Here is a 24,605-nt window from a genome sequence, read left to right on the forward strand (position 1 = left end):
AAGGTTGGGCGAATGTAGTGAACTGAAACCCGCGCAACAATGTATGTTGATAAATGGTTTGCCTTTATACGGATTAGAAAGATGGCATCCCGATGCGTATATTTACTGCGTGGTACGGCTCTCTACCGGTCCCTTGCCACCTCTACATTGCATTATCCTATGAAAATCAGTCGCTATTTCCGTGACCAATACCAGCAAGTACTGGACAGAGAGCCCGAAATGCTCACCAAAGCCCGTATCCGAATCCTCGCGCAGGCTATTTTGGCATTCATATTTTTATTCAGCTTAATGTTTATTTACAGTGCGGTTGCTAACTGGGGCACTTTAATTGCCGTAAGGCTGGGCATATTTCTGTTGCTTTTTATCAGCGCGTTCGTTTTGTTTTTATTTAAGCAACCCTGGACATTGGCCGGGCATTTATTCCTGGCCTGTTTCACCATACTGATCTGGTCGGGTGCACTGTTATCCCGGCAAGGGGTAACCCTGGTAACCGTTCAATATACGTTGCTTATCATTACCGGTGGCTATTATATCCTGGGCGCGCGATGGGGCCTCATTTATTCCCTGGCCAACTTGTTCCCTGTTATTGTGCTGGTGATCACGGAATATTTGTTTGATTATCATTTTCCTACCCAGCAGATCACCACAAAACCTTATGCTTTCGTTTTTGTGCTGGTGTTCAATTTTGTACTGCTGGTTTTTATTCATTATCATTTTTTCAGAGCTTTCCGGAAAACTAACAAGCAGGAACAGTTGTTGAAAGCGGATCTGCAGGCAGCTTTGGCTGAGGCACAGGAGTTGGCAGCGGCCAAAACTAATTTTTTGTCCACTATGTCTCATGAGTTGCGCACCCCGTTGAATGCGGTGATCGGGATGACTAATATATTGGCGTTTGAAAATAAGCAGCCCGAACAAAAGGAAAACCTGGATATCCTGCGCTTTTCTGCAGAAAACCTGATGGCTATCATCAATGATATCCTGGATTTCAACAAGATGGATGCAGGTCAGATCCAATTGGAGAAAAATGATTTTAAACTGGATGACCTTTTGAAAAATGTGTATGGTGCTTTCCGCTCAAAAGCGGCTTCCAAAAACGTGGACTTTTTCTATCTTCCTGATCCGGAATTGTTGTCACTGACTGTAACCGGCGATCAGGGGCGGCTTACGCAGATCTTGTTTAACCTGGTCGAAAATGCGCTCAAATATACTCCGGCGGGTTATGTTCGCCTGCAGGCCCGCGTTGGGTCAAAAACTCAGGACCAAGTTCGGATACTGTTCAGGGTAGAAGACAGCGGTATTGGCATTCCGCAGGATAGGCAGGAAAATATTTTTGACCCGTTTGTCCAGGTACTCACCAAAACAAGCCGTCAATACCACGGCACGGGATTGGGATTAACCATTGTGAGCAGGCTTGTTGCGCTGCATGGCGATGTGCTCACCTTTGCCAGCGAAGAAGGGCAGGGAACAACTTTTAGCTTTGGGCTCAGCTTCCCTATAGTTCATCATAAAATACTCCCAAATGCCGTATCAGCTCCGAGTGAAAAGACGATTGACACCTTACGCGTGTTGATTGCTGAAGATAATGCGATTAACGTACTGGTACTCAAAAAAATATTAAAAAACTGGAACATCCTTCCGGATGTGGCATTTAACGGACAGGAAGCAGTGGAGGCCTGCCAGCAAAAAGAATATGATGTGGTACTGATGGATATTAATATGCCGGTTATGGATGGCTTTGAGGCAGCTAAACTGATCAAGGAGGCAACGCCGCCGGGCAAAATGCCGGTACGGATCATGGCCGTAACCGCTTCTGTGAGTGCTGCAGATGAGCAACTGGGAGGACATCGTTACCTGGATGATTACATGCTTAAACCATTTAATCCGGAGCTTTTAAAAGAAAAATTGTTAATACTCTGCCAACCATAGTTGATAATTATTGAGCCTGCTAAAGTGCATATGATTAATAGCTACCTTATTCATGTTATTAAATACCCTGCTTATTTTCTAAAACAATTTTCAGTCAATATTCGTAAAATGCTAAAACCAATGCTTAATTATTAGCGTAATTAAGTACGTAACGCATTATGGTTAGTTATTGCCGGGTTTAAGTACCCGGAATACAGATCAGTTTATAAACCAATTAGATGTTATACATTCCTGTTCTCGCTTTGTTCGTTTTAGCTTTTTATAAATTTATCAATTATAAAATGTTGCTGGGCTCTGGCCGGATTCACCAGATCGAAGCTTCTATGATATGGTATAAAATAGCTCTTGCTTTAGGTATGATAGGGCTTGTGGTATTAACTTTTGTTAACCTGGGTTAATATATACGAAAACAAAGATGGACCACATTATACATGTCCACCTTTGTTTTTACAGTGATAATATTACTTAGCTACTTCCAACCGTACTACATCATAGCAAATACCACTGCCTACAGCACCTGCAGGTACGGTAAGTACTATTTTGTTTTGCCCGGGTTTCAATAAAGCAGCATCAAAGTTAAAATCGCGCTCTACCCAGGTGCCTTCAATACCATCGCGCATCATACTGGCGCCACCACCACCAATATCTGTAAAAGGGCCTGCTTCAGTTCCATTAATGCTGATGCCCAGTTGGCGTGCACCCGAGCCTGATATGCCAAAGCGCAGCGTAGCCTTGCCTGTAGTTGGCGCATTGCCTGGCATGGTAAAGTTTATTGTCCATGGAGTGGCACGGCCTTGGTCGCGGCCATCGGGTTTAAAGTCGGTATCATGGGGCACATGGTAAATGTACCAGTCCTTGGCGGGATCAGATTTTCCTACGGTAAAGTTCACATCGTTAGGGAAAAATTTGGCATACTCAATGTACATGCCCCAATGCCAATGGTCGTCACCTTTGTAAAACTCTTTTGCCGAGCGGTTTGGTGTACCTATCTCAAATATCACCTGACCGTAATGAACAGGCTTCCATTCAATAGCGCCCATGTCAAGCTTTTGGCCCGGAGTAATGGTTACGTATGCAACAGCATCATAAGCACCTAATACACCATCGGCAACAGCGTGCAACTGGTAAGTACCCGGGCGAACATTCGGGATGATAAAGCTGCCATCTTCGGCACCGTTTACCCAAAACTCATAGTGTTTGGCATCGTTTTGCCAGTTAAGCGATGGTGTGAAATTACCAAAACCAAAACCACCCTGGCGCGGCCCGTTTTGGCGTTGTGGTACAAATGTACCGCGGTTAGCACGTTTGCCATTAGGTAAAAGTTTTACCGCCGAAGTATCGCGCACGGGGATAGTTGCTGCGGGTGGAGTGGGCGGCGGTGGCGGTGTTACTGCAGCTAATGAACTATCCCTGCGTGGGCGCTGTGGCCGTGCCTTTGGTGCTTCATCCGGGAAAGATAAGCCCACTAACAAGTTTTTCAGTTTGGTAACCGTAGCCTGCGGGTCAACCAGTTTTAATTTACCTTTAACAGTGGCGCGTTCTGCGGCTAAAGGATAATCAACACCTTGCACAAAATTATATGGCCACCGGGCCTGCTCGGCTTTGGCTTTGTTTTTGGCATCAACAAATAATGTTTTCGGGTCAGCGCCGGTGGGCACGTAAATAAACATCGGGCCAACTACTTTGGTCCATTGCTCACCTGCGGCAAAGGGTAGCTCGCTGCCTCCATAATGCGTACCGCGCCAGTAGTTCAGCAGGGTAGGGTCGCCGCCATCGCCATCGTCAATATGGCCGGTGAGTTCAAAGTGCAAAGGGCCGCTGCTCAGGTACTCGAACGAGGGGTTGATGATATATAAACCCACCTTCTCTTTAGTAGACGACCAGCCGAAAGCAGGTATCTTAAACTGATCGGCCGAGTAATCATATTTATGCTCGGCACGTCCCTTATAAACGCCGGTAGTTAACCTGCGCGATTCCTTCATGTTCAGGTCATCGCCTGCATCCCAATCCTTGCCGGTAGGCATAATAAAGTTGCGCTGGTCATCTATCGACATCCAATCGAAAACCTGTGCCGACAACTTGAACCCAAACCTCGATTCGCCTACCGAACCTGCCGGGTAAGCTGCCTGGTGGGTGAAAATGGCATAAGTATAAAGTCCATGAGCGCCACGCTCAAGGGTATAACGAATTTCAAGGTCGGCAATTAAACCGCCACCTTGCCCGGCTGCCTGCGGGCCATCGCCCAATATCGATTTCCCATCCGAATAGCCTTTTACCGAAACTTCGGCGCGGTCGCCGTTTACCTTGGTGGGATCAATGGTGATCTTCGCTTCCAGCCTTGCTGCTTTGCTGGGCCGCTGCTCCCAATACCCCGCGTGCGAACCTGATACATAGCCCATCAACTCAATGTTGGGGGTAGTAGTATTGGGCGTTTTTACGGATGTAAGGTCGCCGCTGCGCTTGTTCACCTTTACGGTGATGTAGCCGTTGCTCAGAGTGTAGGTGAGCCCGTCGTCGGTAACGGTAACCGCCGGACCTGCCGCTGCTACCTGGTTTTTCGGTTGTATCGCGATGAAAGATGACAGCGCCACAACAGCCGCCACCAGCGTTAATTTGTACATATTTTGCATACTCAGTTTATGAATTGGTGTTCAATATACTAAAGGTATACAGGCTGGTTTAATTCGGCATCCTGTAGTGTGCGTATGCTACTACATTGTTACAAAAACATTGCGCAGCGGCATTGTGTAATTAATCTTTTACCTTGATGGGATATTTTTAAAAAATGCACCGCCATTTTAGCCAATAGCTAATATGATAAGATGCTACAATAGCATGTGAAAATGATACAGGGAATTATCCTCCACTTAAAATACATTTGTTTGGCTCGTTGTGCAGCCAAATTCGGATATTCACCAATGTATCCGAACCAATATCAATGGAAAGAATTACTGCAAAATACTACATAGAAACCCCTTTCGCGCTCGAAAAGGCCGCTGCTGTTTTGGCTGGTGAGCAATCATCAGGCACTTTTGTTGCTGTTCCCGGCGAAACCGAAGAACTGAAACAACGCTTTGCCGCCCGTGTAGAAAGCATTACACCACTCGAATCTGTTACCGAACCCGTTATTCCAGGTGCTACCTCAAAAAGCGGTTTATACCATCGCGCCAATGTGGAAGTGTCATGGTCGGTAGAAAATTTTGGATATAATCTGCCGGTGTTGGTATCAACCCTGCAAGGTAATTTATATGAAATTACCCAGTTCACAGGGTTAAAACTGATGGACATGGATTTGCCGCCATCATACGCAGACCATTTTGTAGGCCCGCGCTTCGGCATTTCAGGCAGCATGAAAAGCACCGGTGTTTCGGGCCGCCCAATGATCGGTACCATCATTAAACCTAGTATCGGCATGTCGCCGCAACAAACGGCCGATCTGGTTAAAACCCTGGTAACATCAGGCATCGACTTCATTAAGGATGATGAATTATTATCATCAGCCGCCAACTCAAAGTTTGAGGATAGGGTAGATGCTGTAATGAAGGTGATCAGTGAGCATGCCGATAAAACCGGCAAAAAGGTAATGTACGCCTTCAACATCAGCGACGAGATAGACAGCATGCTCAGCCGTTACGACTATATCATTAAGGCAGGCGGTACCTGCGCCATGGTCAGCATCAACAGCGTGGGCCTATCTGCCACCAAAAAAATATGCGACCAAGGCCAGTTGGTCATCCACGGTCACCGCAATGGCTGGGGAATGCTGAACCGCCACCCGTTACTGGGAATAGAGTTCCCGGCGTATCAAAAGCTATGGCGATTGGCAGGTGTAGATCAATTGCATGTTAACGGCATAGCCAACAAATTCTGGGAAAGCGATGATTCCGTTGTGCGCTCTATCGAAGCCTGTTTAAAGCCGCTCTTTAAAGGCGAAACTCCGCTACCTGTGGTATCATCGGGCCAATGGGGTGGTCAGGCTTTCGAAACCTGGCGCCGCACCAAAACTACCGACCTGCTCTACATGGCAGGCGGCGGCATCATGGCACATCCCGACGGGCCGGGTGGGGGAGTAACCGCCCTGCAACAAGCCTGGCAAGGCGCTGTTGATGGTTTGACATTAGAACAAGCCGCCCAACAATACCCCGAGTTCGCGCATTCTGTACAAAAATTTGGCGGCAAGTCATGATGAACAAGCAGAACCTGTTACTGGCCTACTACGGCGATGACTTCACCGGGTCGACAGACGCGCTGGAGTTTTTGAGCCGTGCCGGGATAAAAACTGTCCTCTTCATCGATGCGCCAACGCCCGGGCAACTATCCCGTTACCAGGGCCTGCAAGCCATCGGCGTAGCCGGGATGACACGTGCCATGCCGCCCGCCGAAATGGAAGCTGAGCTGCTTCCCGCTTTCGAAGCGGTGAAGCAATTAGGGGCACCACATGTGCACTATAAAGTATGCTCTACTTTCGATTCATCGCCAACTATTGGCAGTATCGGTAAAGCAGCGGATGTTGGCGCGAGCGTATTCAACGCACCATTCATACCGTTATTAGTGGCCGCTCCCGCATTAGGCAGGTATTGTGCTTTCGGAAACTTGTTTGCCCGTATGGGGATAGGCAGCACAGGTGAGATCTTTCGCCTCGATCGACACCCATCTATGAGCAAACACCCGGTAACGCCGGCTGATGAAAGCGACCTGCGCCTACACCTCTCAAAACAAACCACCAAAACAACCGGCCTGGTAGATGTTGCCGATCTTGAAAAAGGCGCTGATGTCGCGCAAGCAAAACTACAGTCCGAAATAGCCAAAGGCAACTCTGTTGTACTATTCGATGGCTTAAACGACGGGCATTTGCTAATCACCGCTAAGCTGATTGACACTTACGCTGACAGCGATAAACCCTTATTCTCCATCGGTTCATCCGGCATCGAAATGGCCATGGGTTCGCTTTGGCAGGAGCAGGGTATCGCTCAACCAAAAGCAAACTGGCCTCATCCCGGCAAGGCAAAAAGCATGTTAGTTATATCCGGCAGTTGCTCCCCGGTAACGGCAAAACAAATAGCCTACGCGGCCGAGCACGATTTTGCCGAGATAAAATTGGATACGCATGCAGTTGCCGTATCCGCGGATATAAACACCACTGTTGCCCCCTACATTCAACTCATCAGCGAACTGATGCAGCGCGGCATCCCCGTAATACTGCATACCAGCCTTGGTACTGCCGATCCGCGTTTCGCAAATACTTACCAGATCTTTAGTCAGCAGGGCTTATCTCAAAACGATATCCGTACCAAAACCGCGCAGCTATATGGTACCGCTTTGGGCATGATAGCCCTTGGCGTCGCTGCCAAATCAAACCTGCAACGCCTCATCATCGCCGGCGGCGATACCTCGGGTTTCGCCGCACGCGCCCTGGGCATCGAAGCTGTCGAAATGATAGCCCCGCTTTCACCCGGTGCACCACTTTGTAAAGCATACGCGCCGGGCTCAGCCGCTGATGGCATCGAACTCAACTTTAAAGGCGGCCAGGTAGGCGCCGAAAACTATTTTGAAATGGTTCTAAACGGATAAAACACATAAGCAATGAAACAAAAAACACTGGGCCTTATCCACACATCGGCCACCTTGATACCCGTATTTCAACAGCTTTGCAAAGACTATTTGCCGGGTGTAACTACCTTTAATATCGTTGACGATAGCATTGTCCGCAACATTCGCGAGCGTGGTGCTTTAACGCCCGAGATCAGCAAGCGCGTAGCTGATTACATCGCTTCCGCGGAAGATTCGGGTGCAGATTACATCATGGTAACCTGCTCATCCATCGGCGCCGCCGTGGAGGCTGCTGCCGAACATACCGGCGTGCCTGTACTGCGTGTTGATCAGCCCATGGCCGATCTTGCTGTGCAAACGGGTAAACGCATTGGTGTTATCGCCACGTTGCAAACTACGCTTGGCCCAACCAGCGATCTGGTGCAACGCCGTGCTGCCTTGGCGGGAAAGGAGATCGAACTGACATCAAGAGTGGTTGACGGCGCTTTCGAAGCCCTCATGGCTGGCGATGCCGCTACTCACGATGCCTTGGTTGCCAATGCTTTGCGCGAATTATCAAAGAGCGTGGATGTGATATTGCTGGCACAGGCATCAATGGCACGTGTTGTTGATACCTTAAGTGAGGCTGATAAGATCGTCCCGATAGTGGCCAGTCCGCCTACGGCAATAAAACATTTAGCCTCCATTTTATAATATGAAAGCCTTGCAAAAGATATGCCTCGGCATAAGCACCATTTCGCTACTTTGTTTATTGGCAGGTGTGATAATGACTGCCGTTGTTAATATATGGCAGCCCGCCGCGGTTAGCCTTGCGGTTTCTTTTGCTATAGGTATTGGCGCTATACCCGCTTTAAAAAATTACCAGTATACCGCATGGATCATAGTTGCCGTGGTAGCGGCCATGATATACCCGCACGCTTTTTTAAAATGGGGAAGTGTAGATCTGCGTAATAAATGGCTCATACTTATTATCGTTCAGATGGTAATGTTTGGCATGGGTATCCAAATGAGCATCCGCGATTTTTCGGGCCTGGCAAGCACAGGTAAAGGTGTTTTAATAGGTTTGGCCTGTCACTTTTCGGTAATGCCGCTGATGGGTTTGTTATTAACCAAAATATTTCATTTTGAGCCCGAAATAGCTGCAGGCATTATTCTTATCGGCTCGTGTTCAAGCGGCCTGGCATCAAACGTTATGGTGTATTTAGCGCGGGCTAACCTGGTTTTATCAGTAACTGTTACGGCTATGGCAACATTGGTTGCACCGTTCCTGACGCCTTTATTAATGCGCCTGTTGGCGGGTACACTTATTGAGGTGAAGTTTGTTGCCATGATGATGGAGATCATCAAGATCGTTATTGTACCTATCGGCGCGGCCTTTCTGCACGATTATTTAAAACACGCCTCCCCGAAAGGGAAACGTAATGCTTACCTGATCACGGCGGCCTGTGTTATTTGGCTGGCATGCCAGTATTTGTTTTTGTGGGATATGATGAGCGCGATAATGTCGCCCGAAGCTGCACAATCATTAACGGTATTTAACTTTTTAACGGGCGCTTTTATTACCGGCGCAGTTTATCACCAATTATATACCAGGTACACCAAAATTGACCAGTACATCCCATATTTATCCATGTTCGGCATTGTTTATTTTACAACGGTAACCACCGCCGCCGGTCGTGATAATTTGATGCATGTGGGTGTATTGTTATTTTTAGCATCGGTAATACACAACGGAGCCGGGTACTTTTTTGGTTATTGGCTGAGCCGCTTGTTCAAGCTTGATAAAAACTCTGCCCGAACCATAGCTTTTGAGGTGGGCTTACAAAATGGGGGTATGGCATCGGGGCTGGCAGGTACCATGGGTAAATTATCAACCGTAGGTTTGGCTGCTGCCGTATTTAGCCCCTGGATGAATATCTCAGGCTCCATATTGGCTAATTACTGGAGAAAGCATCCTGTTAAAGATGAGCAAGCACAATAAAATTGTTACACAGTTTTTGCCCTTAAGCTAAAATCGTATATTTTATAGAGAAAATCTCACATAAAAAGATTTGAAATTACCCTCATATTTGAATGTATTAACCAATAATACCTGAAAATCTTTAAAAATGAATAGAAATTTAATTGCCGCAATTGTATTTTCTTGCGCTGTTTGTAGTTTACATACAGCACAGGCGCAATACCCAAAGATACCGCCCGCCCTGCAGGCTAAAACTGATTCGATAATGGACGTTGAGAAAAAACGTTCGGACAATGCCTTCGAAAAAGCGATGGTGATCATAAAAAAAGAAGAAGCCGCGGGCAAACCTTATGTGCCATGGGCTGCAAAACCTTCAGATCTGCCCCAGGCTAAAATTCCGGCTTTCCCGGGTGCCGAGGGTGGTGGCGCTTATTCATTTGGCGGCCGTGGTGGCCGTGTTATCGTGGTAACCAACCTAAACGATAGCGGTCCCGGCAGCTTGCGCGATGCATGCGAGCAAGGCGGTGCGCGTATTGTGGTATTCAACGTTGCAGGTATCATCAAACTAAAACTGCCCATCAGCATCCGTGCACCTTATATCACCATCGAGGGCCAAAGCGCTCCCGGCGATGGTATTTGCATCGCAGGCGAGTCGGTTTGGATCGATACACATGATGTAGTGGCCCGTTTCCTGCGTTTCCGCAGGGGCGCAACGGATGTTACCCGCCGCGATGATGGCTTTGGTGGTAACCCGGTAGGTAATATCATGCTTGATCACTTATCAGGTAGCTGGGGACTGGACGAAGTAATGTCGATGTACCGCCACGTGTACGATCGTACAGGTAAATCATTAAAACTACCAACGGTAAACATCACCATGCAAAACTGTATGTTCGCCGAGGCCCTGGATACCTACAACCATGCTTTTGGCAGCACCATTGGCGGCCACAACAGCATGTTTGCACGTAACCTTTGGGCCAATAACATTGCCCGTAATCCTTCGGTAGGTATGGATGGCGATTTCAATTTTGCCAACAACGTTATATTTAACTGGTGGAACCGCAGCGCCGATGGTGGCGATAACAGGTCGTTCTATAACTTTATCAATAACTACTATAAACCGGGGCCAATTACGCCCACAGATAAACCTATCGGTCACCGTATATTAAAACCGGAGGCAGGCCGCGATAAAGGCTTTAAAGATGCCTTTGGCCGTGTATACGCCAATGGTAACATTATTGAAGGCAATGAGCGTGTAACAAAAAATAACTGGGATGGTGGTATCCAGATAGGCGAAGGCCCTGATGCCGGCCGCCTTACCGATAGCATCCGTTCAAACGAGCCGTTCCCAATGCCAAAAATTGCCTTATTAACCGCGCAGGAAGCGCATGACTATGTATTGGAAAACGTTGGCGCTAACCTGCCAAAACGCGATGCTGTTGATGCCCGCATTATCCGCGAAGTAAAAACAGGAAAAATAGAATACGTACCTAATACAGATAACCACGTTGGTTCCCAGTTTTTAAAACATCGTTTGCCGGATGATTCGTACAAACAAGGTATCATTACCGATGTAAGCCAGGTTGGCGGTTACCCTGAGTACAAGGGCACTCCATACAAAGACAGCGATAACGATGGTATCCCTGATGCATACGAGATCAAACATGGCCTTAATCCAAAGGATGCTAAAGACTCGGCAGCAATGGCAAAAGATGGCAGCGGTTATGCCAATATCGAAGTTTATTTGAATAGCCTGGTACCATTAAACACGGTTATACCCGTCGCAAAAAAGTAAAGGAAAATCCTTGCCTCAACTTTGAGCATAAACAAAACCCGGAACAAATAATTCCGGGTTTTTGGTTAAATATACTTCCCCCGGGTATTTAAAAATTGGTAAATTGCATTGTAGGATATTTTTAGTAATATCATCATTAATAAGTTCCTGAATAACTTTTGGGGTTAAGTCCATGATAAAATCGTATTATATCAAGAGAAAATATCACAATAATTGACACTTATATAAAAGTAGTTTTGAGTTCTGTTTAAATGTAGCTAACCATAGCCTGTTAACCTGTATGACTGATTTTTTACGTAAAGCGTGTATCGCCGTGATCTTATTTCTGATCACCGCCAACCTGTGCATCGCGCAATCGAAAAAGCAGCCTGTAGGTTTCGATAAGCTGAAGAAATACGTCACCTATTTCAACTCCTTAGATACCGAAGCGGTAAAAAATTATATACCCAATGCCGAGGCTTATACCTGGCTCTCAAAAAACATCCCCTTGTTCGAGTGTCCCGATAAAACCATCGAGCAAATGTACTATTACCGCTGGTGGAGTTTCCGCAAGCACTTGGTGCAAACGCCAACGGGTTTTGTATTTACAGAGTTTATTACCCCGGTAAAATTCGCGGGTATATACAATACCATCAGCTCAGCCCTGGGCCACCAGGTTAACGAGGGCCGCTGGCTGCACGATCAAAAATACATCCAGGACTATGTATCATTCTGGTTGTTTGAAGATGGCAAACAGGCCAAGCCACATTTTCACGGCTTTAGCAGTTGGGTTGATGATGCCGTTTACAGCAACTATTTGGTTAATAAGGATAAGGCATTCATCCAAAAAGCACTGCCAGCTTTAGATGCCGATTACCGCCTCTGGGAAACAGAAAAACAACTGCCCAACCGCATGTTCTGGCAATTTGATGTAAGGGATGCTATGGAAGAATCCATCAGCGGTTCCCGTAAGGATAAAAATATTCGCCCCACCATAAATAGCTACATGTATGGCAACGCCAAAGCGCTTGTCGCAATGGCAAAGCTTACAGGTAACGATACCCTGCAAACACGCTACGCCGCAAAGGCTGCCGACCTGAAACAACTGGTTCAGCAAAACCTGTGGAACAACGATGCTAACTTTTTCGAAGTAAAACTCACAACCGGCAAATTTTCGGATGCCCGCGAAGCCATAGGCTTTATCCCCTGGTATTTTAACCTGCCCGATGATAATGCCAAATACGCCGCGCAATGGGATCAGTTAATTGATACCACTGGCTTTAAAGCGCCATGGGGACTAACCACAGCCGAAAGGCGCCACCCAAAATTCCGTACACACGGCGTTGGTAAATGCGAGTGGGACGGTGCCGTATGGCCCTACGCTACCACGCAGGACCTGAAAGGCCTGGCTAATCTGCTAACCAACTATACCAACAAAGGCAAAATGAGCGCGAAGGTGTTCTTCGACGATTTTAAACAATACGCATGGTCGCAGCAAATGAACGGGCACCCCTACATAGGCGAGTACCAGGATGAAAAGAACGGCGCATGGCTTAAAGGCGATAACCCAAGGAGTACATTCTACAACCACTCAAGCTATGCAGATTTAGTAATAAACGACCTGATAGGCTTAAAACCCCGCGCCGATGAAGTGCTCGAACTTTACCCCCTCATCCCGCAAGGGCAATGGGATTGGTTTTGTTTAGATAGCGTGATCTACCACGGCCGCAATCTTACCGTGATATGGGATAAAACCGGTAAAAAATATAATAAAGGCAAAGGCCTGCTAATTTATGCTGATGGTAAAAAAATAGCCCAAAGCGAAGCCCTGAAGCATGTTTTAGCAAATCTGCCTGTTAAATAAAAATGAAAAATAATAAATGAGTAACCTGCAAAATATAACCATTCACTTCCCCGGCAAACTAACATTTGGCAACGGGTGCATTGCAGCGTTATCGGATGACCTGTTGCGTTTAGGCAGCAAAAACGTTTTTATCGTTACCATAAAACCATTGCTGTTACAGCTAACATCGTTAATTGGTGATATCGAAAGCAAAGGTATTAAAGTACATATTGATACAAGTGTTGAGCAGGAACCTACATTTAAGGATTTTGAGCAACTCATGGCCATTGCCACGCAAGCCGAGCCCGATGCTGTGATAGGTATTGGGGGAGGCAGCGTGTTAGACGTAGCCAAACTGGTGGCTGCCCAACTGAATAATACACAAGCGCTAAGCGAGATCGTAGGCATCGGCATGTTAAAGGGCCGTAGCACTACACTCATTTGCGCGCCTGCAACAGCGGGTACAGGCAGCGAGGTATCGCCAAATGCCATTTTGGTTGATGATGCCGACCATCAGAAAAAAGGGATCATCAGTCCGTTTTTAGTACCCGATATTGTTTACGTTGACCCGATATTAACCATGAGCGTCCCCGGGGCAATAACTGCAGCTACAGGTTTAGATGCTTTGATCCATTGCATTGAGGCTTACACCAATAAATTTGCCCACCCATTAATGGATATGTACGCCATTGAAGGTGTACGCTTAATAGGCGCCAACATTGTACAGGTAGTAAAAAATGGTAATAATGAGCATGCCCGCACACAGGTTGCCATGGGCAGTTTACTGGGCGGCTTTTGCCTTGGCCCGGTAAATACAGCCGCGGTGCACGCGCTTTCCTATCCTTTGGGTAGCAGTTTTAACCTGGCGCATGGCTTGTCAAACGCGTTATTATTGCCTTACGTGATGGAGTATAATTACACTTCATCGCCACAAAAGTATGCTGAAGTAGCCATTGCTTTAGGCTGCGATCGCCGGGCCGATGACCTGCTTACCGCGAAGGCCGGTATCGAAAAAGTAAAACAACTGATCGAACAATGCGGCATACCCGCGCGGCTAAGGGATGTGCAGATACCATCATCTGCAATACCCGAAATGGCCGAAAACGCGATGAAAATTACCAGGCTGTTAAAGAATAACCCCCGCGAGGTAACGTATGCCGACGCGGTTGAAATATTTAACGCGGCCTATTAAACTGAATAATACACACATTGAAATATATTGGATGAAAAAGAAGTATAGTGGTATAATTATCCCAACCATAACACCACTCACCGAAAGGTTTGAGTTGGATAAGGCCGGGGTAAAAAACATGTTTACCAACTTTAGGGCAAATGAGGTAAAGCCATTCATATTGGGCACTACGGGCGAATCGGCTTCGTTACCTAACGACCTGAAACGCGATTATATCAAACTGGCGGGCGAACTAAAGCAGGGTACCGACCAGGTATACGTAGGCATTGCCTCAAACCGTTTCGAAGAATCGGTAGCATTGGCTAAGTATGCTTTTGATAACGGTGCCGATGCCGTAGCGGCGCATTTGCCGTACTACTATAAACTATCAGAATCGCAGATAAAAACCTACTTTGAGCAATTGGCCGATAAATGCGGCGGGCCGCTTATTGTTTACAATATCCCGGCAACAACGCACATGTCATTACCCTTAAATTTGATTAATGAGTTGAGCCAACACCCCAATATTGTTGGTGTAAAAGACTCCGAACAAAATGAGGACCGTGTGCGCGACTCGATCGAACTATGGAAAGAGCGCGAAGATTTTAGCTACTTTTTAGGATGGGCGGCACGCTCGGCCCTAGCCTTGTTAAACGGCAGCGATGGTTTGATACCAAGCTCGGGTAACCTTTTCCCGGGTATCTATAATGATATGGCGCAGGCCGCCAAACTCAACAATGTTGAAGCGGTAAATGCACTGCAGCGCAAATCAGACCTGGTAGGTAAATTATACCAATCGGGCCGTTTATTGGGCGAATCGTTATGGGCGTTAAAAGTGCTGATGTTCAATTCGGGCATCTGCCAATCGCATGTAATGCCGCCGTTGCGCCCGCAATCTGCCGAAGAAGAAGCAAACCTGGCAAAAGGTTTATACGAATTAATGAAGAGCGAAGGCCTCGAAGTAAAAATTGATATATGCGATTAAAACCTATTATTGCCATTACCATGGGCGACCCGGCAAGTATTGGCCCCGAGATCGCGCTGAAATCGTTATTAGATAAAACTTTATATGATATCTGCCAGCCCTTACTGGTTGGCGATTTTGATGTGTTCGAACAGATCAGGAATATACTCAACATCGATATCGCGATAAACAAAATATCAGCGGTAAGCCAGGCCAAATTTGAATACGGAACCATAGATGTATTCGATCTGGCTAATACCGATGTATCACAACTTAAGTTTGGTGAGATATCTGCCAACTGCGGCGAAGCTGCTTTTCAATCTGTTAAAAAAGTAATTGAATTGGCTTTGGCAGGAGAGGTGGATGCTACCGTAACGGGCCCCATCAACAAAAAATCGATAAACGAAGCCGGGCACCATTATGCCGGGCATACCGAAATATACGCGCATTATACCGGCACAAAAAAATACGCCATGTTATTGGTGGAAGACCATATCAAGGTGATCCACGTATCAACCCACGTATCCTTGCGCCAGGCCTGCGACCTCGTAAAAACCGACCGTATACTCGAAGTAACCGAACTATTGCATAACGGCATGATCAGCCTGGGCGAAACCAACCTGAAAATTGGCATCGCGGGCCTTAATCCGCACGCTGGTGATTCGGGCCTGTTTGGTACCGAAGATGACCTGGAAATATTGCCCGCTGTCGAAGAAGCACGCCGCCGGGGTTATGATGTAGAAGGCCCGGTGCCCCCCGATACCATGTTTGCCAAAGCCGCGACAGGTTATTACGGCGGCGTGGTAGCCATGTATCATGATCAGGGACATATCCCGTTCAAGCTTGCGGGCTTTAAATGGAATGCCGAAAAAGGGCAAATGGATAGTGTTAAAGGTGTAAATATTACCATGGGCCTGCCCATCATCCGTACCTCGGTTGATCATGGTACAGCCTTTGAAATAGCAGGTAAAGGTATTGCCAGTTGCGATGCCATGACGCTGGCTATCCAATCTGCCGTGCAGTTACATAAACACCAGTCTGTTGCTAAAACTGTTGCCATATAATGATGGTGGTTGTTGCGGATGATTTAACGGGTGCTGCAGAAATAGGCGGCATCGGCATCCGTTACAACCTGGATGTGGAGCTGAACACGCACGTTAACCGGCAATCAAAAGCCGATCTGCTGGTAATATCAACAGATACGCGTTCCATGTCGAAATCCGACGCCATCCTGGAAACAGGTAAGGTAATGGATGATGTGATCAAGCTTTACCCAACGCTGGTATATAAAAAAACAGATTCTGTTTTGCGTGGTTACGTTGCCGAAGAACTGCATGTCCAAATGCAAAAGCTAAACGTAAAACGTGCGTTTTTCATCCCCGCGAACCCGCATTTAGGCAGAACTGTTGTTGATGGCGAATACTTGATAAGCGGCGAACCATTGCACCAAACTGCATTTGCCAACGACCCTGAATTTCCTGCCAAAACATCATCGGTAACAGCCTTACTTTCTGATAAGGGTGTAAATATCCATTCGCGAAAGCATACGGATACTGTGCCGGGCGAGGGGATTATAGTAGGGGATGCCGCCAACTCGGATGACCTGCAAACCTGGGCTGCATTAGCGGGTAACGATATGGCCTTGGCCGGGGCATCAGGTTTTTTTAGTGCTTTGTTAGATAAAACAGCTTTTTCGGTTAAGCAAACAACAAAACCACGCCAATTTCAAACGCCTGTGCTCATTGTATCGGGTACAGCGTTCAACAAAAGTGCCGATGCCATACAACAGCTAAAACTTGACGGACAGCCCGTTAGTTATATGCCCGCCGACATAGCGCAGGCAGAAACCTACAACGCCAAAAGATACCTCGATTGGTGCCTTGAAATTGCAGGCTATATCACTACATTTGGCAAAGCCATTATAGCCATTAATCCTGCGGATACCGTGGGCATAACAAACCAGGCAGCTTTGCTTAGAGATAAAACTGCTATCATCGTCAGTATGGTTTTTAAACAAACCCCTATTAATGAATTGCTGATAGAAGGCGGTTCAACCGCTTCGGCAGTGCTGAAGCATTTAGGTATTTCAAAACTTTACCCTGCCGAAGAATTATCGCCCGGCGTAGTAAGGATGAAAGCTAGTGATTCTGATCTGTACATAACCATAAAACCCGGCAGCTATACCTGGCCCGAAACCTTAAAACAACATACATTATACTAACCCGATGCAAACCCAAACTCTACATATTATTGATTACGTTATTATCGTCGCCGCGCTGATAACATCACTTAGCATAGGCCTCTGGTTTGGTAAGGGGCAAAACAGCACGCAAAAATATTTTGTATCAAAAGGGAGTATACCGCCGTGGGCCATCAGCATGAGCTTAATGGCAACACTCATCAGCAGTGTTACCTTTTTGGCGTACCCCGGCGAGGGCTTTTCATCAAACTGGATCTTACTGGTGCAAGGCTTAATGGTGCCGGTTGTACTGCTTTTTATGGCCTGGTTTATTGTACCGCTCTACCGCAGGGTTATCGGCATCAGCGCTTATGAATACTTTGAAAAGCGTTTTGGTGTATTCGCGCGCATGTATAGCTCTATAGCCTTTGTACTCACGCACTTCTCCAAAATGGGGACTGTTTTCTTCCTGCTCGCGTTAGCGTTATCTAACATGACAGGCGTTAACACCTTCCTCATCATCTGGATCATCGCCATCGTGGTTATTGTGATCACACTTGTAGGCGGTATCGAGGCTGTTATCTGGGCCGATGTGGTTCAGGGTTTTTTATTGATCGCGGGCGGCGTGGTATCGTTAATATTGATTCTTTGCTCGGTAAAAGGCGGCCCTGCCGAGATATGGCATATTGCCCAATCCAACGGCCATACCGGTTTTGGCCCATACGATTTCAATTTCAAAAAGCTCACGTTTATCGTTATGGCTATCAACGGCGTGTTTTACGCCATTCAAAAATACGGTACCGATCAAACCATGGTGCAGCGCTATTTAACTGCCGATAGCGATAAAAAAGCCATTAAAGCATCCATTATGGGTGTAGCGTTAACTGTTCCTTTATGGATTATGTTTATGTTCATCGGCACCGCGTTATTCGTTTTCTATACACAAAACCCATTACCTGCAGGCACACGTCCGGATGCGGTGTTCCCGTATTTTATCATGACTAACTTGCCGCAAGGTGTAGTAGGGTTGATCCTGGCGGCATTAATTTCAGCAGCCATATCAAGTTTAGGCTCCGATCTTAACTGCCTTGCCGCCGTAGGCGTGGTTGATTTTTACAAACGCTTACGCCCCGGCCGCACCGATCTGCAAAACCTGAATGCCGGCCGCTGGATCGTGGTTTTTGGTGGTTTAGGTGCCGTTGGTATCGCGTCGTTATACCTGTTAGCAGGCGATGAAGGTGTTTTGGGTATTGTATTTACCCTGTATTCCATCTTTTCAGGCGGCATCGCGGGTATATTCCTGCTGGGATTATTCAGCGCGAGGGCAAACAAGCAAGGCCTGTTCATTGGCATCATGGCCTGTGTGTTGTTTACGGCCTATGCTTTCTTATCCTCAACTAAAATAGGTTTAGGTAAAGATAAGCACGTGTTAATTGATATGGGGGTTTGGGGTTTTAAACAGCATAAGTACATGCTGGGCGTATACAGCCATTTAATTGTTATTGGTGTAGGATATGTGGCAAGTTTATTCTTCCCGAAACCAAACCTCAACAAAAACCTGCTTTACAGCGGATGGCTGGAAAAACGCAGGAATCCCGTTAAGGAAACAGAAGTTAGAAACGGATAACAAAAGATATGATGAAGGCGTCGGTTAAAATACAATTGATTATTGCAGGGCTGTTTTGTTTTTTTAATGGTTTTGCAAATACGGCTGCACCACAACAAATAATTACCGTTGTTACGCCGCTAAAAGCCAATGTGCGTGTTGATTTTGGTGCGAAAAAATTAACAACGGCCTTAACTTCAATTGGCTATAAAGTCAATACATCACATCAAAATACTACACCCACGTCCGGAAAAGTTATTGTAATTGGTATAACCGGGGATGCCTTACTCATCAAAGCCATTTCCGCCTGGCACATGCCGATGAAAAAGATCGCTTTTGTAAAAGAAGGCTTTTTCATCAGCACTTCGTCGCAAAAAAATATCATTGTCCAGGGCCTTGATAATTCAGGGGCATTATACGGCTGTATCGAACTTGCTGATCAAATTAAAGCCACCGGTAAATTACCCGAAACCATCAACGTTTCCGATCACCCCGAAATGGTACTGCGCGGCGCATGTATCGGTTTGCAAAAGTCGACTTATCTGCCTGGTCGCGGGGTGTATGAGTACCCATACACCGAAGCTACTTTCCCTTGGTTTTACGATAAGCAGCTTTGGATAAAGTACCTTGACCAAATGGTGGAGAACCGCATGAACTCCCTTTACCTGTGGAACGGCCACCCATTCGCTTCGCTGGTAAAGCTGAAGGAGTACCCTTACGCTATAGAGGTTGACGATGCCACTTTTAAAAAGAACGAAGAGATCTACCGGTTCCTCACCGAGGAAGCCGACAAGCGCGGTATCTGGGTGATACAGATGTTTTACAACATCATGGTATCAAAACCCTTCGCCGAATATAACCATATCAAAACACAGGATCGTAACCGCCCTATTATTCCACTAATTTCGGATTATACCCGCAAGTCTATCGCTGCTTTCGTAGAGAAGTACCCCAACGTTGGCCTCATGGTCTGCCTTGGAGAGGCTATGGAGGGCGTTGGTCAGGATGATGTGGATTGGTTTACCAAAACCATAATCCCCGGCGTTAAGGATGGTTTGAAAGCTTTAGGCAAAACCGATGAACCGCCAATCGTGCTCCGTGCCCACGACACCGACGCGCCCATGGTGATGAAATACGCCCTGCCGCTTTACAAAAACCTGTACACCGAAGCCAAGTACAATGGCGAAGCACTAACCACCTATACCCCACACGGCCCCTGGGCTGATCTGCACCGCACACTGAGCCACTTAGGCAGCGTGCAGATAGAGAACATCCATATCATGGCTAACCTGGAGCCCTTTCGCTATGGCTCTGCTGATTTTATACAGAAATGCGTACTTGCCATGCACAATGTTTACGGATCTAATGGACTGCACATTTACCCGCAGGCCTCTTATTGGGATTGGCCGTACTCTGCCGATAATGCCGGTACAAACCGTCTGCTGCAAACCGACCGCGACTGGATCTGGTACAAAGAATGGGCGCGCTACTCCTGGAACTGTCACCGCGACCGCGAGCAGGAAAAAACCTATTGGGATAAACAACTGGCTGAAAAGTACGGTACCGACACCAAACACGGCGCCGATATTTTAGAAGCCTACGAGCAAAGCGGCGAAATAGCGCCCAAGTTATTACGCCGGTTTGGTATTACCGATGGTAACCGCCAAACCTTAACGCTGGGTATGTTTATGAGTCAGTTGGTTAACCCCGAAAGGTATGGCTTGTTCACGCTGTTGTACAACTCCGAAGGGCCGGAAGGGGAGATGCTCTCCGAATATGCCAAGCGCGAATGGAAGCACCAGCCACACATTGGCGAAACCCCGGTAAACGTGATAAATGATGTAATAGCCCACGGCAAAGCGGCTGTTGCAGCTATAGAGGCTGCAAGCCCTGCCATAAAAGCCGACAAAGCTGAGTTCACCCGTTTAAAGAATGATATGTACTGCTACAATGAACTGGCAGATTTTTATGCTGATAAAGCCAATGCGGCTTTGCTGGTATTGAAATACAAATACTCCAACAATATCGCCGATCTGCAGGCGGCTATCCCATATCTTAAAAGCAGCGTAACACACTTCCAAAAACTGTCCGATCTCACCAAAAACACTTACCTGTATGCCAACAGCATGCAAACATCACAACGTAAAATACCCATTGGCGGTAACGATGGTAAGATGAAAACCTGGGTGGAACTGCTACCGAAATACGAAGCTGAACTAAAAACATTTACCCACAATGTCGATTCGTTAAAACAACACCAAGGCGAACCGTCGGTAGATAAAAATCCGCCGTTAAATCCGGTAAACGTTACTTGGCATTCAAAAACTGAAGGCATATATTCATTCCCGAAAGGTGAATCAGTTTACAGCGATACGACGCTAAAAACTAGTGTTTACGATGATGTTTTGAAAAACCTGCAAGGCGTCCGCTTATCCCAAAAGGAACAAATAGCTAAAGGTACCACGCTTAAATTCACTACTGATAAACCGGTAAAGCTCTTGGTGGGTTTCTTTAAAGAAAAAGGCAAAAACTATTCGCCCGAACCAACTCTGGAGAACGATGCCAGCGCCAACGATTATAACCAGGCCGAAATAAAAATTGGCAACGCCATTGTATTTGCTGATATGCCACCGGTTAACATCCACGCCTATTCTTTCGCGGCGGGTACACATACCCTAACTTTGGCTAAAGGCGAATGCCTGGTATTAGGCTTTGTTGATGGTAATGCCACTATCCCGGTTTACGATGCCGCGATGCATAAAGGTGGAGCAAATAAAAAAATTGACGCGCTGTTTCAATAAATTAAACTATGAAAAAATTATCGGCTATATGTTTGGCGGTTTTCCTTTCGGGGACGTTCATATCCGCGCAGGCGCAGCAAAAACCGTTAAAATTATGGTACGATAAACCCGCCGAAAAATGGACGGACGCCCTACCCATTGGCAATGGCAGCCTCGGCGCCATGATATACGGCGGCGCAGCCAGCGACCATATCCAATTCAATGAGCAAACCCTGTGGACAGGCAGCCCCCGCAAATACCAGCGCGACGGCGCGGCAAACTACCTCCCCAAAATACGTCAACTCCTATTTGACGGCAAACAAGCCGAGGCCGAAGTTTTAGCGGGTAAATATTTTTTGGGAACTAAAGACCATGAACTGACCTACAGTGCGGATTCACTCGCATGGGTTAAGAAGATGCTTTTAATAAAAACTCCCGCTGAAGAAAAATTTAATGACGCCAATTGGAAGGCCATCAACTTACCCACCGAACAAGGCTGGGAAAAGACAGACGGTTTTGATGGTGTAGACGGCGCGGTTTGGTTCAGGACTACTTTTGATAAGCCTGCCAACTGGACAGGCGACGTTGTTTTGAATCTTGGCCGTATTCGTGATGCAGATATTACCTACGTAAATGGAAAGAAAGTCGGCGAGACAAGCGGTACCACTTATCGCAAATACATCATACCAGCTTCGCAAATGCATGCGGGCTTAAATACCATTGCTGTACAGGTTTTTAATTTTAATGACAAGGGGGGCTTTACCAGTAACCCTAAGGAACTGAACTTAATACAGTTGATCAGCGATAAAAACGTGCCGATCAGTCTTGCACATGGCTGGAAATATTGGATACAGGATACCAACCCGCCCGTCTTCCCATCTTACGAAGCATCTTATCAACCTTTCGGCGACCTGTTTTTAAACTTCGCCAATAAAGGCGAGGTAAGCAATTACAAACGCTCACTCGATGTAAAAACCGCTGTTGCCAATGTAAGCTACACGCAAAACGGCGTGAATTTTACACGAGAGTATATTTCGAGCTCGTCCGATAAAGCCATCGCGATACACCTGAAAGCAGACAAGGCCGGGCAGATCAACTTCGATGCTTTATTCGCATCGCTGCATAAAATGTCTGCTATAAAACAGGTTGACGGAAATACGATCAGGTTAACGGTGCAGGTGAGCGGCGGCGCTTTAAAAGGGACAGCCTATTTGTATGCCGATGTGAAAAACGGCAAAGTAAGTGTAGCTAAAGGGCGGTTGCATATTGCTGATGCCGACGAAGCAACGTTATATCTTGTAGCCGCTACCAATTTCAAAAACTACAAAGATGTTTCCGGCGATCCCGATGCCATCTGCAAGCAACGCCTTCAAAACATTAAAACAAAAACCTACACGCAAATTGCAAAAGCGCACATCGCCGATTACCAGCGTTACTTCAATAAATTCAACGTCGATTTGGGCTCAGGCAAAAACGAAAGCCTGCCGACCGATGAGCGCATCAGGCTATACAATCCGACTGACGACCCCAGCCTGCTGTCGCTGTACATGCAATACGCGCGTTACCTGCTCATCTCCTGTTCCCGTCCCGACAGTCAATTACCCGCCAACCTGCAAGGCATCTGGAACGATCAGATTACGCCGCCATGGGGCAGCAAGTACACCACCAACATCAACCTGCAGATGAACTATTGGTCTGCAGAGCAATTGAACCTGACCGATTTGAATAAACCCTTATTCAGCATGATTAGCCAATTATCGCAGGCAGGTAAGGCAACCGCAAAAATACACTATAATGCACCGGGTTGGGTACTGCACCATAATACCGATATCTGGTTAGGTACTGCGCCTATCAATGCCTCGAACCATGGCATCTGGCAAACAGGCGGGGCATGGCTTTGTCGCCATTTATGGGAGCATTACCTGTTCACGCAGGATAAAGCCTTCCTGCAAAAGGCTTACCCCGAAATGAAAGGCGCGGCTGAGTTTTTTGTGAGCACTTTGGTGAAAGATCCTAAAACAGGTTATCTCATCAGCACCCCATCCAACTCGCCCGAGCACGGTGGTTTGGTTGCCGGGCCTACAATGGATCGTCAAATTATCCGCGACCTGTTTAAAAACTGTATCGCGGCATCGCAGGTATTGCATATTGATGAAGCATTTAGAAAAGTTCTTGAAGAAAAATATAAACAGATAGCCCCCAATCAGATTGGCAAATACGGCCAGCTACAGGAGTGGATGGAAGATAAGGATGATACCGCCGATACCCACCGCCACGTTTCGCACCTGTGGGGCGTTTTCCCGGGCACGGATATTACATGGGACGGTACGCCAACCATGATGCACGCTGCTGAAAAGAGTTTTCAATACCGTGGCGATGATGGCACCGGCTGGAGCCTGGCCTGGAAAGTAAACCTGATGGCGCGCTTTAAACATGGTGATCATGCCATGCTGTTAGTGAATAAACTACTTTCCGTTGCCGAAAACGGCTCAGCCAAAGAACGCGGCGGCGTTTACCATAACCTGTTCGATGCCCACCCGCCATTCCAGATAGACGGTAACTTTGGCGGCGCGGCGGGCATTGCCGAAATGCTGGTTCAAAGCCAGGCCGGCTATATCGAATTGTTACCCGCATTACCAACAGCCTTACCAAACGGCGAATTAAAAGGCATCTGTACCCGCGGCGGTTTCGTGTTGAATCTGGTTTGGAAAGACGGTAAGTTGACATCATTGGATGTAATATCCAAAACGGGCAATACTTGCACCATTAAATACAACGGCCTGGTCCAAAACTTCAAAACCATAAAAGGCAAAGTATACCATTTTGATGCTAACCTGAAAGCGATATAATTA

15 protein-coding genes are annotated in these 24,605 nt (G+C 46.9%); 14 read left to right on the plus strand and 1 reads right to left on the minus strand.

Going from position 1 to position 24,605, the window contains the following annotated elements; translation table 11 throughout:
• Positions 1–159 precede the first annotated feature (159 nt).
• Positions 160–1,926 (plus strand): hybrid sensor histidine kinase/response regulator, encoded by a 1,767-nt coding sequence (locus KXQ82_RS04670; RefSeq protein WP_219487000.1) that lies wholly within the window; start codon positions 160–162, stop codon positions 1,924–1,926.
• 461 nt (positions 1,927–2,387) lie between these two features.
• On the opposite strand, the gene KXQ82_RS04675 is transcribed toward KXQ82_RS04670, so the two are convergent.
• A complete protein-coding gene (locus KXQ82_RS04675) occupies positions 2,388–4,556 on the minus strand; it encodes a polysaccharide lyase family protein (protein WP_219487001.1) in 2,169 nt (722 codons plus the stop codon).
• 308 nt (positions 4,557–4,864) lie between these two features.
• On the opposite strand from KXQ82_RS04675, the gene KXQ82_RS04680 reads away from it, so the two are divergent.
• The 13 genes from KXQ82_RS04680 to KXQ82_RS04740 all read left to right on the plus strand — a co-directional run bounded on the left by KXQ82_RS04680 (position 4,865) and on the right by KXQ82_RS04740 (position 24,602).
• Positions 4,865–6,112: a ribulose-bisphosphate carboxylase large subunit family protein gene (locus KXQ82_RS04680; RefSeq protein WP_219487002.1), complete on the plus strand. Its 1,248-nt coding sequence runs from the start codon at positions 4,865–4,867 to the stop codon at positions 6,110–6,112.
• On the plus strand, positions 6,109–7,497 hold the full coding sequence (locus tag KXQ82_RS04685) for a four-carbon acid sugar kinase family protein (protein WP_219487003.1): 1,389 nt from the start codon (positions 6,109–6,111) through the stop codon (positions 7,495–7,497). The genes KXQ82_RS04680 and KXQ82_RS04685 overlap by 4 nt, the downstream gene beginning before the upstream one ends.
• Positions 7,498–7,509: 12 nt before the next feature.
• Positions 7,510–8,169, plus strand: coding sequence for an aspartate/glutamate racemase family protein (locus KXQ82_RS04690; protein ID WP_219487004.1), 660 nt, complete (start codon positions 7,510–7,512; stop codon positions 8,167–8,169).
• Position 8,170: 1 nt separating this feature from the next.
• The gene (locus KXQ82_RS04695) at positions 8,171–9,457 is read left to right on the plus strand and encodes a bile acid:sodium symporter family protein (RefSeq protein WP_219487005.1); all 1,287 of its coding nucleotides are present in this window, start codon (positions 8,171–8,173) and stop codon (positions 9,455–9,457) included.
• A 127-nt stretch (positions 9,458–9,584) separates the two neighbouring features.
• Positions 9,585–11,231, plus strand: coding sequence for a thrombospondin type 3 repeat-containing protein (locus KXQ82_RS04700; RefSeq protein WP_219487006.1), 1,647 nt, complete (start codon positions 9,585–9,587; stop codon positions 11,229–11,231).
• 280 nt (positions 11,232–11,511) lie between these two features.
• Positions 11,512–13,074, plus strand: a complete 1,563-nt coding sequence (locus KXQ82_RS04705) for an MGH1-like glycoside hydrolase domain-containing protein (protein WP_219487007.1) — start codon at positions 11,512–11,514, stop codon at positions 13,072–13,074.
• 16 nt (positions 13,075–13,090) lie between these two features.
• Positions 13,091–14,245 carry an iron-containing alcohol dehydrogenase gene (locus tag KXQ82_RS04710; protein WP_219487008.1) on the plus strand — a complete coding sequence of 385 codons (1,155 nt, stop codon included), beginning with the start codon at positions 13,091–13,093 and terminating at the stop codon, positions 14,243–14,245.
• A gap of 31 nt (positions 14,246–14,276) precedes the next feature.
• On the plus strand, positions 14,277–15,209 hold the full coding sequence (locus KXQ82_RS04715; protein WP_219487009.1) for a dihydrodipicolinate synthase family protein: 933 nt from the start codon (positions 14,277–14,279) through the stop codon (positions 15,207–15,209).
• The gene (gene pdxA, locus KXQ82_RS04720) at positions 15,200–16,252 is read left to right on the plus strand and encodes a 4-hydroxythreonine-4-phosphate dehydrogenase PdxA (protein WP_219487010.1); all 1,053 of its coding nucleotides are present in this window, start codon (positions 15,200–15,202) and stop codon (positions 16,250–16,252) included. The genes KXQ82_RS04715 and pdxA overlap by 10 nt, the downstream gene beginning before the upstream one ends.
• Positions 16,252–17,409, plus strand: a complete 1,158-nt coding sequence (locus tag KXQ82_RS04725; protein ID WP_219487011.1) for a four-carbon acid sugar kinase family protein — start codon at positions 16,252–16,254, stop codon at positions 17,407–17,409. Before pdxA ends, KXQ82_RS04725 begins: the two co-directional genes overlap by 1 nt.
• A gap of 4 nt (positions 17,410–17,413) precedes the next feature.
• Entirely contained in the window at positions 17,414–18,994 is a 1,581-nt protein-coding gene (locus KXQ82_RS04730; protein ID WP_219487012.1) for a sodium:solute symporter family protein, read from the plus strand.
• An 8-nt stretch (positions 18,995–19,002) separates the two neighbouring features.
• Positions 19,003–21,774, plus strand: coding sequence for an alpha-d-galacturonidase (locus KXQ82_RS04735; RefSeq protein WP_219487013.1), 2,772 nt, complete (start codon positions 19,003–19,005; stop codon positions 21,772–21,774).
• Between the two features lie 8 nt (positions 21,775–21,782).
• Positions 21,783–24,602 carry a glycoside hydrolase family 95 protein gene (locus KXQ82_RS04740; protein WP_219487014.1) on the plus strand — a complete coding sequence of 940 codons (2,820 nt, stop codon included), beginning with the start codon at positions 21,783–21,785 and terminating at the stop codon, positions 24,600–24,602.
• Positions 24,603–24,605: the final 3 nt, after the last annotated feature.

The organism is Mucilaginibacter rivuli (assembly GCF_019391655.1).
GTDB classification, from domain to species: Bacteria; Bacteroidota; Bacteroidia; order Sphingobacteriales; family Sphingobacteriaceae; genus Mucilaginibacter; species Mucilaginibacter rivuli.